Origin of the sequence: Ectothiorhodospira sp. BSL-9 (assembly GCF_001632845.1) — a bacterium.
Taxonomy (GTDB): Bacteria; Pseudomonadota; Gammaproteobacteria; order Ectothiorhodospirales; family Ectothiorhodospiraceae; genus Ectothiorhodospira.
In genome coordinates this window covers 1,816,519-1,830,054 of the sequence record NZ_CP011994.1, presented here as the reverse complement: position 1 = coordinate 1,830,054, position 13,536 = coordinate 1,816,519, and the positions used below count along the sequence as shown (strand labels likewise).

The 13,536-nt window shown below is 61.6% G+C and carries 15 protein-coding genes; 6 read left to right on the top strand and 9 right to left on the bottom strand.

What is annotated here, in order from left to right; genetic code table 11:
• Nucleotides 1–45 precede the first annotated feature (45 nt).
• The 3 genes from ECTOBSL9_RS08665 to ECTOBSL9_RS08655 all read right to left on the bottom strand — a co-directional run bounded on the left by ECTOBSL9_RS08665 (nucleotide 46) and on the right by ECTOBSL9_RS08655 (nucleotide 870).
• Entirely contained in the window at nucleotides 46–270 is a 225-nt protein-coding gene (locus ECTOBSL9_RS08665; protein WP_082829834.1) for a BON domain-containing protein, read from the bottom strand.
• A 155-nt stretch (nucleotides 271–425) separates the two neighbouring features.
• Nucleotides 426–617, bottom strand: a complete 192-nt coding sequence (locus tag ECTOBSL9_RS08660; protein WP_063466096.1) for a CsbD family protein — start codon at nucleotides 615–617, stop codon at nucleotides 426–428.
• A gap of 61 nt (nucleotides 618–678) precedes the next feature.
• The gene (locus tag ECTOBSL9_RS08655) at nucleotides 679–870 is read right to left on the bottom strand and encodes a hypothetical protein (RefSeq protein WP_063464709.1); all 192 of its coding nucleotides are present in this window, start codon (nucleotides 868–870) and stop codon (nucleotides 679–681) included.
• A gap of 251 nt (nucleotides 871–1,121) precedes the next feature.
• On the opposite strand from ECTOBSL9_RS08655, the gene ECTOBSL9_RS08650 reads away from it, so the two are divergent.
• The 3 genes from ECTOBSL9_RS08650 to ECTOBSL9_RS08640 are packed head-to-tail and all read left to right on the top strand — an operon-like array spanning nucleotide 1,122 to nucleotide 2,571.
• Nucleotides 1,122–1,535 (top strand): DUF4398 domain-containing protein, encoded by a 414-nt coding sequence (locus tag ECTOBSL9_RS08650; RefSeq protein ID WP_063464708.1) that lies wholly within the window; start codon nucleotides 1,122–1,124, stop codon nucleotides 1,533–1,535.
• A complete protein-coding gene (locus tag ECTOBSL9_RS08645; RefSeq protein ID WP_063464707.1) occupies nucleotides 1,532–2,329 on the top strand; it encodes an OmpA family protein in 798 nt (265 codons plus the stop codon). The genes ECTOBSL9_RS08650 and ECTOBSL9_RS08645 overlap by 4 nt, the downstream gene beginning before the upstream one ends.
• A 26-nt stretch (nucleotides 2,330–2,355) precedes the next feature.
• The gene (locus ECTOBSL9_RS08640) at nucleotides 2,356–2,571 is read left to right on the top strand and encodes a DUF3185 family protein (protein WP_063464706.1); all 216 of its coding nucleotides are present in this window, start codon (nucleotides 2,356–2,358) and stop codon (nucleotides 2,569–2,571) included.
• 83 nt (nucleotides 2,572–2,654) lie between these two features.
• On the opposite strand, the gene ECTOBSL9_RS08635 is transcribed toward ECTOBSL9_RS08640, so the two are convergent.
• From ECTOBSL9_RS08635 to ECTOBSL9_RS08625, 3 genes are all read right to left on the bottom strand, one after another.
• A complete protein-coding gene (locus ECTOBSL9_RS08635; RefSeq protein ID WP_063464705.1) occupies nucleotides 2,655–3,092 on the bottom strand; it encodes a DUF1523 family protein in 438 nt (145 codons plus the stop codon).
• 439 nt (nucleotides 3,093–3,531) lie between these two features.
• Entirely contained in the window at nucleotides 3,532–5,751 is a 2,220-nt protein-coding gene (locus tag ECTOBSL9_RS08630; RefSeq protein WP_063464704.1) for a bifunctional diguanylate cyclase/phosphodiesterase, read from the bottom strand.
• Nucleotides 5,735–8,389, bottom strand: a complete 2,655-nt coding sequence (locus tag ECTOBSL9_RS08625; protein WP_156500079.1) for a chemotaxis protein CheB — start codon at nucleotides 8,387–8,389, stop codon at nucleotides 5,735–5,737. The genes ECTOBSL9_RS08630 and ECTOBSL9_RS08625 overlap by 17 nt, the downstream gene beginning before the upstream one ends.
• Before the next feature lie 270 nt (nucleotides 8,390–8,659).
• Between ECTOBSL9_RS08625 and ECTOBSL9_RS08620 the strand changes: the two genes are divergently transcribed.
• Both ECTOBSL9_RS08620 and ECTOBSL9_RS16570 read left to right on the top strand, forming a co-directional pair.
• Complete coding sequence (locus ECTOBSL9_RS08620; protein WP_063464703.1) at nucleotides 8,660–9,409, top strand: Crp/Fnr family transcriptional regulator; 750 nt, start codon at nucleotides 8,660–8,662, stop codon at nucleotides 9,407–9,409.
• A gap of 78 nt (nucleotides 9,410–9,487) precedes the next feature.
• Nucleotides 9,488–9,646 (top strand): DUF3309 family protein, encoded by a 159-nt coding sequence (locus ECTOBSL9_RS16570; protein WP_082829832.1) that lies wholly within the window; start codon nucleotides 9,488–9,490, stop codon nucleotides 9,644–9,646.
• A 54-nt stretch (nucleotides 9,647–9,700) separates the two neighbouring features.
• Here the strand turns inward: ECTOBSL9_RS16570 and ECTOBSL9_RS08615 are convergent, their stop codons facing one another.
• From ECTOBSL9_RS08615 to ECTOBSL9_RS08605, 3 genes are all read right to left on the bottom strand, one after another.
• Nucleotides 9,701–10,324, bottom strand: coding sequence for a LysE family translocator (locus ECTOBSL9_RS08615; protein WP_063464702.1), 624 nt, complete (start codon nucleotides 10,322–10,324; stop codon nucleotides 9,701–9,703).
• A 134-nt stretch (nucleotides 10,325–10,458) separates the two neighbouring features.
• Nucleotides 10,459–11,652 carry an RNA-guided endonuclease TnpB family protein gene (locus ECTOBSL9_RS08610; protein ID WP_063464701.1) on the bottom strand — a complete coding sequence of 398 codons (1,194 nt, stop codon included), beginning with the start codon at nucleotides 11,650–11,652 and terminating at the stop codon, nucleotides 10,459–10,461.
• Entirely contained in the window at nucleotides 11,649–12,272 is a 624-nt protein-coding gene (locus ECTOBSL9_RS08605) for an IS607 family transposase (protein WP_063464700.1), read from the bottom strand. The genes ECTOBSL9_RS08610 and ECTOBSL9_RS08605 overlap by 4 nt, the downstream gene beginning before the upstream one ends.
• 276 nt (nucleotides 12,273–12,548) lie before the next feature.
• Here ECTOBSL9_RS08605 and ECTOBSL9_RS08600 point away from each other — a divergent pair, with 276 nt between their 5' ends.
• Nucleotides 12,549–13,241 (top strand): TIGR04283 family arsenosugar biosynthesis glycosyltransferase, encoded by a 693-nt coding sequence (locus tag ECTOBSL9_RS08600; protein ID WP_063464699.1) that lies wholly within the window; start codon nucleotides 12,549–12,551, stop codon nucleotides 13,239–13,241.
• Nucleotides 13,242–13,536: the final 295 nt, after the last annotated feature.

Here is a 13,536-nt window from a genome sequence, read left to right as displayed (position 1 = left end):
GGAATGATCAGAGCTTAACCCCTGGTCCGAATCTTGGGGTCCACCTCAAAAGCCGCTGAGCTGAACCACGCCGTCAAAGGTCTCGACACTGATCTCGGTCACTCGCAGATCAGGATCGTTGAGTATCGCCGTCTTCACCTTGGTGGTGATGAAGGTGTCGTCTACATATTCTCCGGCCGATTGCTGCTTGGAAGGGGCCGCACAACTCACCACCGCGACCAGCGCGAAGGCCATGAACAATACGGACAGATACCTTAACCAGGTATTCATGATGACAACTCCTAAAGGCAGATGGAGACAGGATCTGCGTCTGTAACATGGCCATCCGTGCGCTAGCGCACACAGCGTGTGTCTTCCGTGAAGTCTGACGGCCGGAGATGCCACCTCCGACCGCCAGATCTCAAGCATTCGCCCTCCTCGACGAACTAGCGCGAATTCCCTTCCAGATCATCCTTGAGGTCCTCCTTCACATCGCCATATTCCGCCTGGACCTTGCCGGCGGCCTTCTGGATCTTCCCTTTGGCTTCCAGACTTTCATTGCCGACCAACCGGCCGGTGACTTCCTTGACCTTGCCCGTGGCTTCGTTGGCCCGGCCCTTGACCTGATTCTTGTTCATAACATTCTCCCGACGATTCACAATGATGAAGGCGTCACTTTCGGTATAGGTCACCCGTTGATCACTCACGAGCGTCCCGGCCCGCATCCCTGATGCGGTCTCCGGTTCTTTCGAGGGAATCCCCCGCACGTTCGACGGCGTCGTCGATATTCTCCCCGGCCTTCTCGGCCGGTCCCTTATCACAGGCCGCCAGCGCGATGACCAGCAAGCCCAGAACCAGGGCAGTACCCGTCACTGTTTGGTATTTCTTCATGCTCTTTCTCCTGGATTCGGCGACTTCCAGACCTGGAAGCCAGCCTCTTCACTGAAGTCAGGTTACGTTGACCCCGGCATCGCGTCTGTCTGCTACCGCACACAGCTCGATGACAGGCCATCGCGCCATGCCCCGCTTGGTGCGCCAGCGCACCGACCCCACGCCCGGCACTCAAGGACACTTGTCCAAGGCCAGGTGCTGCCACGTATGGGTGGCTTTCCTGATCGGTGATGTCCTCGAGGAGTAAGCAAATGAAACCCAAACCCATCCCATCCACCCCGAACCGGGTGGTTCGGTCCCTGCCGGTGGCGGCTGCTGTCGCGGGATTGATCACGCTGACGGCCTGCGCGTCTGCCCCACCGGCTCCCACCCACGCCCTGCAGGCCGCCGAGACCGCCATCACCAGTGCCGAACAGGCACGCGTCGCGGATTATGCGTCCGTCGAACTCAATGAGGCCCGCGAGAACCTGGCGGCGGCCCGCAAGGCTGTGCAGGAAGAGAACATGGAGCGGGCCGAGCGTCTTGCCAAACAGTCCCGCGTCAACGCCGAACTGGCATCCGCCAAGGCCGAGCTGATCAAGGCCAAGGCGATCAACGAGGAGATGGAAATGAGCCTTGAAGTGCTGAAGCAGGAAATGCAACGCGGTTCGGGAGAACGCCCATGAAAACGCCATATGCCACTCTTTCCCGACTGGTCGCGGTCACGGCAACCAGCCTGTTCCTGGTTGCGTGCGCAACGTCGATGACCGTGCCACCGGGTGCTGACAACGCCCGTACCAAACTGATGCAACTGCAGGCGGATCCGCAACTGGCCAGCCGGGCGCCGGTGGAGATCAAGGATGCGGAAGTCGCCGTGCGGGCGGCCGAAGAACCCCAGGCAGACGGAGAATGGGCCAGGCACCAGGTGCTGATCGCCGATCGCAAGGTCGAGATCGCCAGGGCCCGTGCGCAGACCCGCCTGCTGGAAGATCAACGTGCCGCATTGAGCGACCAGGGTGCCACCGCGCGCCTGGATTCCCGCACCCGTGAGGTGGATGCATCGAGGCGTGAAACCGCGGAACTGCAACGACAGATCGAAGCAAAGAACGCCAGGCCCACAGACCGCGGTCTGGTCCTGACCCTGGGTGACCTGCTCTTCGCAACAGGGCGTTCAGAATTGCGAGATGGCGCGGTGCGCAACCTCGACCAGCTCGCCGCGTTCCTCCGGGAGCATCCCGAACGCACAGCCATCATCGAGGGACACACCGACAGCGTTGGCAGCGCCAGTTCGAACGTCCGCCTGTCGGAACAGCGGGCTGATTCGGTGAAGCGATATCTGGTCCGTCAGGGTGTGGATTCCAACCGCCTGCGCACCACGGGCAGGGGCCAGGAGCATCCGGTTGCCGAGAACAATACCGCCTCGGGCCGTCAACAGAACCGGCGCGTCGAGATCATCATCTCGGACGCCAGCAGGTCATGAAAGTAGTCATTTGAAAGGAGATGCACATGGCGACCAATAAAATTCTGGCTCTTGTATTGATTGTGGTGGGCTTGATTCTGCTCTTCCTTGCATATCAGTCATCCCAAAGCGTTGGCGATCAGTTAACGGAGGCCGTGACAGGCCGCTTTACTGACTCCACCATCTGGTTCCTGCTCCTTGGCGCTGCTTCTGCGGTGGCCGGTGTTGGAATGCTGCTGTTTGGTCGATCCACATCGCACTAAATCCAGGACGATGCAATACCCTGTCAACCACAGTCCAGGCCCTGCTCGCCAGCGAACAGGGCCAAGGCCGTTTTTTGCCTCGATCATTCACTCTGCCCGGGATCGGGTGGCAGAGGTTCGGGGGCTGAACCTGGCGCGCGCGTTGTTGCCTGAATGCAACGCTCCGGGGCATCAATCGATGTGGCGTTGGGGAACATGTCGAGAAACGGCAGGCGAAAGCTATACCCATTGATGGTGACCGGCACCTCGGGGCATTGCTCCTTGATCCGGTTGGCACGGGCCTGCAGATCCGCCGAGTCGAATTTGAAATACGGGGGCCAGAAACGGGCATCCTCGTTGCGAAAGATCAGACTCTTGGAGGTTCCTGCATAAATCGTCTCGATGCGGTATTGGATGTTTTGACCGTCGCCCGTGGTGCCGGAGATCTGCACCTCCCAGGAATTAGGCCCCCACAGGAGCCAATTCGCGAACAGGAAGATACTCAAGACGACAATCGGGATAATGAGGAGCTTTTTCTTCATGGGGCGCTCGCATTAGCTGGCTACGCTAAAAGCAGGTGGAAAATTTCATATCTGGAAGCCATCCCTTTTACTGGATCCATCATGCGGCAAGTCCCTCCTCCTGTCTGTCCGTTACCGCACATGGACCGCCGGCAGGCTCTGTGTGCGGCGCCGTACCGACACGGCGTCCGGCTACGCATAGTGTGGCAGGTGCAGTACCGGGTTCACGCATCCCTGCACTGGACCCTTCCATACAGAGGAGAAGCTCATGCATCAGATCATCTATATTGTCGGCGCCATCGTGATCATCCTGTTCATCCTTGGGTTCCTGGGACTTCGGTAAGCTGGCATCGCACAGCCTCCAGGGGAAGCCCCCCTGCCAGGCTCAAGCATCTGGCGGCGGCAACGCCCTGGCTCTCTCGAAGAGGGCGAGGACGTTGCTGGTGCCGGAGCGCAGGATTCAGGTCATCTCGCTCAGGATCTGACCGATGGGGAGGGGTTTGCCCAACAGGTATCCCTGGGCATAGTCGCATCCGGCGGCACACAGCAGTTCGTGCTGTTCATCGGTTTCCACGCCCTCTGCCACCACCTTCAGTCCGAGTCCATGGGCCATGTTGATGATGCTGTGAACGATGGTGCGATCGGCCATGTCCTGGGGCATGTTGTGCACGAAGCTTCGGTCGATCTTGAGCAGATCAAACGGATAGCGCTGCAGATAAGGTATCCCGGTCCTGCTGATGCCAAACTGGCTCAGGGCGATCTTCAGGCCGCTGGCATGCACTTCGTTCATCCAGTCGCGTATCCGGCCACTCTCATCCTGAAGCAGTAGTTCGGTCACCTCGATGATGACGGACTCCGGGGATATCCTCGACAGCGACAGCTGGTGCCTCCAGGTCTCTACCGACACCCCTTCGTCACCATCAGGGGATGATTCGTTGATGGTGATCTTGAGCGGCAATTCCTGTTCGCCCAGTTGATCATTCAGCCGCTCCAGGGCGTTCAGGGACTGCTTGAAGACCCACTCATCGATCTGCCCCATCAGGCCGGCGGATTCCGCCAGGCCCAGGAACTGATCCGGGTTGAGCTGTCCACGCCGGGGGTGCTCCCAGCGCAGCAGGGCTTCGAACATGACCACCTGCCGGGTATCCAGCGCCAGGATGGGCTGGAAGCACAGGCTGAACTGGCCGCGCTCAACGGCGTCGGGCAGCTCCCGGGCCAGCGCTTCACGTTCCTGCAGCGTGGTGTCCAGATCCGGCGAAAACTGCCTGATCTGCTGCCCACCGGCCTGCTTGGCCGCATACATGGCCTGATCGGCACATTTCATGAGGCCAGCAGGATCCGTGGCATCGCCGGGACAGAAAGCCGTGCCGATACTGGCTGACAGGGCAACCTGGGTGCCCGCCACGTCGAAGGGCTGGCCCAGGGCATCGAGGATCTTTGCGCCCACCTCGTTCACGCCCGAGCCATCACTCTCCACCCCGCCCATGATGACCGTGAACTCATCCCCACTGAGTCGTGCCGCGGTATCACTGGTGCGCACGCACCCACTGATGCGATGTGCTGCTTCCTTGAGGACGGCGTCTCCCGCATCGTGTCCCAGCCGGTCATTGATCTCCTTGAATTTATCCAGGTCGATGAACAGCAGGGCCAGGAGTCGGCCCCGTCGCTGGGCCTGGCGGATACCGTGGCGCAATCGATCCAGGAAGAGCAGGCGATTGGGCAGTTCGGTGAGCGGGTCATAATTGGCCTGACGCCAGATGACCTCTTCAGCCCGGCGCTGTTCGGTGATGTCCCGGAACACGCTGATGTAGCGCGTTGGCTGGCCCTTGTCGTCCCGCAGCAGGTGCATGGAGACCCAGGCCATGTAATGCTCCCCCGATCGGCGCCGGTGCAGGATCTCCCCCTGCCAGTGACCGGTGGTGTGGAGGCTGCGGCGCATGTGTTCTTCGAAATCGGGGGGTTCCCGGTGGGCACGGATCAGTTCGACACTCTGATCCAGTACCTCATTGGCGCTGAATCCGGTCAGGCGGGTAAAGGCGGGATTGACGCGCATGATACGCTGCCTGGCATTGGCAATCATGACCGCCTCGTCCAGGGTCTCGTAGACCGAGGCCGCAACCATCAACGCCTGGCGGGACTCCACCAGATCGGTGATATCCATGGCCGCCAGCAGGCAGGTATCCGGCCCCACCTCACCAGCACAGGCCTCCACCCGCAGGATGCGCGGGATGCCGGCATGGGTGGTGATGGCCAGTTCAGCATCGCCCGATGCCTGACCGGCAAACACCTTGTGGAGCAAATCCGCCAGCCGGGGGCGGTCCTCGTCATTCACGAAGACCGCCAGGTGCCGCCCCACAAGCTCACTCCGGGTGATGTCCAGCAGCCGGGCTCCCGCCAGGTTGGTGCGACGCACCTCCCCCTGTGCATCCAGGTTGAAATAGGCCATGGGCGCATGATCGTAGAGCTGTGCGAACAGGTCCCTCGCCGCCTCCGCCTCGATGCGGGCCTTTTGCAGGGCCTCGTTCTGCATCTCCAGTTCCAGCTGATGCACCTGAAGCTCGTGCAACAGGGCCAGGGGCTCCGTGGGCGGATCAGGCATGCCCGAGACCTGTTCCCGAAGCTTTCGCTCCGCCAGCTCTCTCAGTCTGCGGACCTCATCATGATCATCTCCCTGGGTCATGGTCTGGCTCCCCGCCGGATTCTTCCGGCGCAGATTGAATACCGCGTAAACGGCTTTCCAGGGCCTTGGCCTTGGTGATGTCCGTGAATGTGACCACCACGCCATCGATCACATCGTCCAGGTTGCGATAAGGCATCACCTTGACCTGGTACCAGCGATCGTCCCGGGTGGGGATTTCCTCTATGAAATGGGACAGGCTCCGCAAGACCTCCTGCACATCATCGTGCAGCCCCGGATAGTCCAGGTCGGTGACAATATCGCTCAAAGGACGCCCCACATCGGTGGCAATGAGCTTGAAGATGCGCTGTGCCGCAGCGGTGAAGCGGCGGACGCGCAAGTCCTTGCTCAGAAAGAGTGTAGCGATATCGGTACTGTCGAGCAGGTTTTTCATGTCGCTGTTGGCCAGGGTGAGTTCTTCCACCTTGGATTGCAGTTCAGCATTCACGGTCTGCAACTCTTCGTTGAGTGACTGCATCTCTTCCTTGGATGTGGTCAGCTCCTCATTGGTGGACTGGAGCTCCTCGTTGGCCGAGCGAAGTTCCTCCTGGGAGGCCTGCATGGTCTCACGGGTCGCCCGCAGGTCTTCGCGGCTCTGCTGCAGTGCCTGCTCCATCTCCTGGATGCGGCTATCCTTGCGGTCCTTGGGATCCAGCGACTCGGTCGGAAGGCTCGGCCGGGATGGCGCGGGCTGAAAAACGATCATCAGCATGCCTTTCAGAGGCTCGGGGTCCTGGATGGGTGAGACCGTCAGGTTGATGAACTGCTGGCGATCCGCGTTGCCAACACCGATGCTCGATTGGCTGATGGACTGTTGTTCCCTGACTGCCCGGGGCAACAGCACAGCCAGTTCCTGACGCAACCCATCCCGGGCCATCACATGAATGTTCCAGTTGGCCCGCCCGCTGGCCGGCTCCAGATAGTCACCGGTACGACCGAACACGTAGAGGATGTCTCCGTCCGCGTTCACCAGCAGCCCCGGCGGGGCAAATTCCCTGAGCAGCACCTGCTCTGCCTGGGATTGCAGACTGCCTGCAGGCGCTCCGCTGGCCCAGCGCGCCTGGGTTTCCACCTCCGGTTCCGCCAGCCGAGAGCGAAAATCCAGATCCGGCACGCTGATGCGGCCCTCGGCCCGGTGGAACAGGCGGGCACGGGCATCCAGTGGGGTGAATAACTCACTGTCACCTCCCACACTTTCCGCATTACCCAGGAACAGGACCCCGTCGGGCAGCAGGCTGTAGTGGAACAACGACATGAGCTTGTGCTGGGCCGTTGTGTTCAGGTAAATGAGCAGGTTACGGCAGATCAACAGGTCCAGCTTGGTGAAGGGCGGGTCCATGATGACGTTCTGGGTGGCAAAGATCACCGTCTCGCGGATGGCACGATTGACCCGGTAGCCACCCGCCTCTTCCTGAAAGAAGCGCTGCAGGCGTTCGGGCGACACATCCGCGGCGATGTTGGGCGGATACAGGCCCTGACGCGCCCGTTCGATGGCGTGTTCGTTGAGGTCGGTGGCAAAGACCTGCAGCATGATGCGTCCACCCGGGGCGCATTCTTCCAGCACCTCCCGGAAGGCAATGGCCAGCGAATACGCCTCCTCGCCGGTGGAGCAACCGGCAACCCAGGCCCTCAGGACGCGCCCCTGGGAGGGGGGCGCCTGGCACAGGGGGGTGAGTACCTGGGCCTGCAGGCTCTCCCAGGCCATGGGGTCACGAAAGAAACTGGTCACGCCGATGAGCAGTTCCTTGAACAGCAGGTCCAGTTCCTGGGGATTGTCGCGCAGGAACTGGACATACTGGGAGAGCTTGTCCAGTTGATGCAGGCTCATGCGCCTTTCGATGCGGCGATAGAGCGTGTTGGTCTTGTAATCGGCAAAGTCGTGACTGGTGCGGGTTCGCAGCAAGACCACGATCTTTTCCAGGGCGTGGCGCTGATCCATGTCCTTATTGCTGATGCGCCGGGTGCCGATCTGCTTCTTGCGGATCAGATAGTCACTGATCCGCTCACCCATGAGGCGCACGGGGACCACCATGTCAGCCAGGCCGGCGTCAATGACGCTGCTGGGCATGCTGGCATACTGGGCCTCATCGGGGGGCTGGGCCAAGGTCATGCCTGCCTGCTCCTTGATGGCGCGCATGCCCAGCGTACCGTCGGAGCCGGTACCCGAGAGGATAACGCCCACACAGTGCCCCCCCTGATCCGCCGCCAGTGAGCGGAGGAAGAAATCGATGGGCAACCGGGTACCACGACGACCGGTGGGTTCCTGCAGGTACAGCACGCCCTTGAGCACCGAAAGATCCTTGCCCGGCGGTATGACGTAGACCTGATTGGGCACCACCGTCATGCCATCTTCCACCTGCACCACCGACAGCGGTGTCACGCGCTGCAGCAGTTCGGTGAGCATGCCCTTGCGCGTGGGATCCAGATGCTGAACCACCACCACCGCAAATCCCGGCTGTTCAGGCAACCCCCTGAGCAGATCCTCCAGGGCCTCCAGCCCCCCGGCCGAGGCGCCGACACCAACGATGGGAGGTGCTAGGGGCGAGGTGGATTGAGGTGCTCCTTGCAGGGCGCTGTCGGGAGCATCCTGCGAGGTTCGGGCCTGCGAGGATGGCTCGGGCGAATCATCGGTTGAGGTCAAGTGGGTATCTCCTGAGCCGGCCTGCCGGCGTCGATTTTACCTCCATGGTCCGCCATCCTACGCCGATGACAACGGGCCAGCCAGGCAAAAGGGCCCACATGAGGGGCGATTCACACCATCATCCGTTGTCAGCAGCGAGCCAGAAAAATCATCGGCAGGCCGGGAGATACTGCGTTGCTGATTCAGGACATGGCTCACACTCATCCCTGCAGGGATGCAGTTACACTGGAACTAAAAACACCAAGATCACCGGCAAAAGGAACCTCCCACATGCAGGAAGTGCCGGACCCCAGGCTCAACCAGCTTCTTTCCATGCTGCCGGATCAGGAATACCAGCACCTGCTCCCTGGACTCGAACTCGTCCCCCTCGAACTGGGGCAGTTGATCTATGAGCCCGGCGTCCAGATGGAGCATGTCTACTTCCCCATCAACGCCATCGTCTCCCTCCTCTACGTGATGGAGGATGGCTCCTCGGCTGAAATCGCGGTGGTGGGCAAGGACGGCCTGGTGGGGGTCGCGCTGTTCATGGGAGGAGAAACCACCCCCAGTCAGGCGCTGGTGCAAAGTGCCGGGCAGGCCTACCGGCTCAGTGGCCGGCGCCTCAAGGAGGCCTTTCATCGCGTGGGTGGACGCCGCCGGGGGGTATTGAATGACCTGTTGCTTCGCTATACCCAGGCATTGCTCACCCAGATGGCCCAGACTGCGGTCTGCAACCGCCACCACACGGTGGATCAGCAGCTGTGCCGCTGGCTGCTCCTGTCCCTGGACCGATTGCCATCCAACCACCTGGTCATGACCCAGGAGCTGATCGCCAACATGCTTGGGGTCAGGCGCGAAGGGGTCACGGAGGCTGCCGGCAAACTGCAACGGGCGGGCCTCATCGAATACCATCGCGGCCACATCACGATCCTCGACCGTGCCGGCCTGGAAGCGCGCAGTTGCGAATGCTATGCCGTGGTCAAGCGCGAATGCGATCGACTCCTTGTCAAACCCACGAAGGGCCCGCCATCCGAGGGCTAATGGGTACGCTGGCGTACAGACAGATCGCCCTCAAGGGCCGCAACATGGAACTCCAATCACCCCTTGGAGTATTCAACCATGACCCTGACAACCATTCTCCTGATCGTTCTGATACTGATCCTTGTTGGCGTCATCCCCGCCTGGCCGCACGCCAGGGGCTGGGGCTATGGTCCCAGCGGTGCCATTGGGGTTGTCGTGCTGATACTGCTGGTGCTGATACTGGCGGGACGCCTGTAACTCCGGCGGGGCGATGGGGCTGACCCGCGCCGGGCTTCCTGAAGCGTCCTGACCTCAGGCCAGCAGGGTCCGCAACCCTTCATACAACAGCACGGCGGCCAGAGCCCACAGCACCAGCCCCAGCGCCCGCACCGTCATCACATAGCCCCGCCCTGCCAGCCAGGGGCGGGCCCGGGCGGTCATCAAGGCGATGCCCACCTTGGCGCCGATGAGCAGCGCATAGAAGACCGCAATAAAACCCACGGCAACCCAAGGACCGGACTCGGACGCGCGGATGACGATGGGGCCACCCACACTGAGCCAGAACAGATAGGGATGCGGGCTGAGCATATTGGCCAGCACAGCCTTTTGCAGCGAGCGCTCCCGAGGCACCACGCCGTCGCCCGGGCCAGCCGGACGAAATCGCAGCGACTCCCACCCCAGCCAGGCCACCACGCCGGCACCGATAATCGACAACCCTCCCAGCACCTGATCCACATGAGCCAGCTGCGCCAGGATCAACAAGGTGAGCAGGATGATGGGCAGATCCGTCAGCAGCGGGGCCAGCGCCACCTTCATGCCGGCACGCAGACCGTGCTGCAGGGTCTCGGAGATCACCAGGGCCAGCAAGGGACCAGGCGCCACCCCGGCGGACAGGCCGAGCACCACAGCCATCAACAGGACAGGAGTGGATTCCATCAGCACACGCGGCCCGGATTCGGGCGCGCGCCCATGGGCGGGTCGGGTTCGGTCATGAATTCATCTCCTTTGTCTCACGTGGGGGGCGGATTCTAACCGTTCTATCATACCTACCCAAACCTGCTCAGAAGCATCTAAACAGGTTCAGTGCTGATTTCCTGCTTCACAGAGGCCGGTTTCACTCCGGTCTTGCGACCTGAGCCAGCGCCTTCCTCTCCACAGGCTGACACCGTGGAACTCACGGCGTAATGGGCAAGATTTCTTGCCGCATTCACATCCCGGTTGTGGTGTACGCCACAATCCGGGCAAATCCACTGCCGCGTGGATAGTGGCATTGCCCTCTGCACCGCTCCACAAACCGAACACATTTTGCTGCTAGGGAACCAGCGATCGGCCACCACCACCTGCCCACACCGCTGATCTGCCTTGTACGCCAGTTGCCGCCGGAACTCATGAAAGCTCATGTCGGCAATGGAGCGGGCCAGATGCCGGTTCGCCATCATGCCGCGCACGTTCAGATCCTCGATGCCGATGGTATGAAACCGCCGTGTCAGATCCGACGTGAGTTTGTGCAAGGCATCTTGGCGAATGTTGGCAATGCGGGCATGCAGCCGTGCCAGTTTCGCCTTGGCCTTGTTCCGGTTGCTGGAGCCTTTTTGCTTGCGCGACAGGCTGCGTGATAGCCGACGGAGTCGCTTGAGCACGGCGGTATGCGCCTTGGGGCCCGTCATGGTGTCTCCCGTCGAGAGCGTGGCCAGTGCCAAGACCCCCAGATCCACCCCGACCGAGCCTTGGTTTTCAGCCGGTCGCCTGGGTGGGTCTTCGGTGTCTACGGTGATGCTGACAAACCAGCGGTCGGCGACGCGGGAGATCGTCGCGGACATGATTTTGCCGGTAAAGCGCAACGACTCCCGCATCCGCACCCAGCCAAGGTTGGGGATGCGGATGCGGGAGCCTTCGACGCGGAACTGGTCGTTGGTGAGGGTGAATCGGTCATGAACGCCCTTCTTGCGAAACCTCGGGTACCTGGCGCGGCCGGCGAAGAAATTCCTGAACGCTTCGCCCAACTGGATGATTGCCATCTGCGGTGCCGTTTTGGTGACCTCCAGCATCCATGGAAACTGCTCGCGCTTGACAGCGTTCAACTGGCGACGAAGCGCCGCCTGCGAGGGTTTGGGCAGACTGCTGTCCTGCTTCCAGGCCGCGTACTGGCACTGCCATTCGGCCAACGCCCAGTTGTAGGCAAAACGTGCCGTGCCTGCCGCGCGGGCAAAATAGGTCGCCTGCCTGTTGTTGGGCGCAAGCGCAATCCTGTGGGCACGGATCATGTCGCGTCCTCCACGGCCTTCTTCACGCCGTCCAGCAGCTTCTGGTTCTTGCGCGAGCGGCTGCCGTAGAGTCGGGCGCTGAACACGGTGATGATCTCCAGCACATCTTTCGCCAGGTCTTCCTCAAAGGTCGTATCTTCACCCTGGTTGAGAATCACCACCTCGACCTCCCTGGCTTCGCAGAGGGCAAAGACCAACTCGGCCCCGAAGCGCAAAAGCCGATCCTTGTGGGTGATCACCAGTCGCCCGACTTCCCCATCGATGATGGCATCAAGCAGTCGCTTCAAACCTTTCTTGTGATAGTTCATCCCTGAACCAAGGTCGGAAATCAACTCGAATGTCCATCCCTGCTGAGCGCAGTAAAGTTCCAGCACCTGTTTCTGCCGCTCCAGATCCTCCTTCTGATCATGGCTGGACACGCGAGCATAGGCCACGGTGCGCCGCCCTGCATCTTCCTCGGCCCGGAACATCTCGGGCCGGAGTTTCGCCAGGTCGTAACGGCGATGGCCGCCCGCCGTGTGCTCAGGCACCAACCTCCCCGATGCTTCCCAGCGGCGCAGGGTCGTAATGGACACGCCCAGCGCCTTGGCGGCCTCGCCGATGCTTACCAATCTTTTCATATTGGAAAGCATAGATAAGTTATGAGTAGGTTTCAAGTGAACTGCTCGAACCCCTCTTGGCAGCACCGTCGCCCTCAGGCTCTCTTTGGGTATTACGGATACCCACGAGCTCCTGGATGATCAATACTGAGAAGCGGGCACGAACACCGAAACCGATGATCTGATCGTGCATCTAATACAACCGTGAGCCGGTTCATCAGGCTGCACCGAGGCGGGGGCGATCATGGCAGAGTGGGTGATGGCGCAGGAAACGGTCATTCGACGGGAGGATCCATCGTGAACCGGCCTGCGCTGGTCGTGGTCGTGCCGGTCCTGAACGAGGCAGCCAATCTGCCGGACCTGGCCCGAAACCTTCGCGCCTCCCTGGCACAGGACACCCACATCCTCCTGGTGGATGGCGGCAGCCAGGATGACACCGTGGCGGTGGCCGCCACGCATGGGCTGCCGCTCATCACCTCGCCCCCCGGGCGGGCCTGCCAGATGAATGCCGGCGCGGCGGCCACGCAACAACCGCTACTGCTGTTCCTCCATGCCGATACCCATTTGCCCAGGGCTGCCGATGACCGGGTACGTGACGCCCTGATGGGTAGGTCCGGCTGGGGACGTTTTGACGTGAGTATTCGCGGGCGCAGCCGGGTGCTGCTCCCCCTGGTGGCCACGCTGATGAACCAGCGCTCGCGGCTCACCGGTATCGCCACCGGCGATCAGGCCCTGTTCATGCGGCGTGAGTTTTTCGACGCGGTGGGCGGCTTTCCGAAACAGCCCTTGATGGAGGACATCGAGATCAGCCGCCGGCTGGGGCGGCTCTCGCCCCCCCGCTGCCTGCGGGCACGGGTGGACACCTCGGGGCGGCGCTGGGAGCACAACGGGGTATGGCGGACCATCCTGCTCATGTGGCAACTGCGCTGGGCTTACTGGCGGGGCGCTCCGGCGCATGTCCTGGCCCAGCGCTACCACCGCCCGGGATGAGGTCGGATATCCCCGTCAACTACCCCCGCCTGAAGGCGGGAGCTTGTGAAAGCAGGCTGGCTTGACCAGGGAGAGCGGTGAAAGCCCGCTACGTTTGCAACAGGTCGTCTAGACCCACCGGCGGATGCTGCCTCAGTCTGCCGCTCTGGAAGGCCGGGATCATGCTGGCGAAAGGTAAAACGCCGAAGGTTCCGGTCGCCGCGCAAGCGGGAGCCGGTTGCAGACATTCCCGAGGGGAGCGGGCCGCAAGGCCCTGTCACCAGACCCGTAAGGGTTCTGTTTTTGGAGAGCGTTG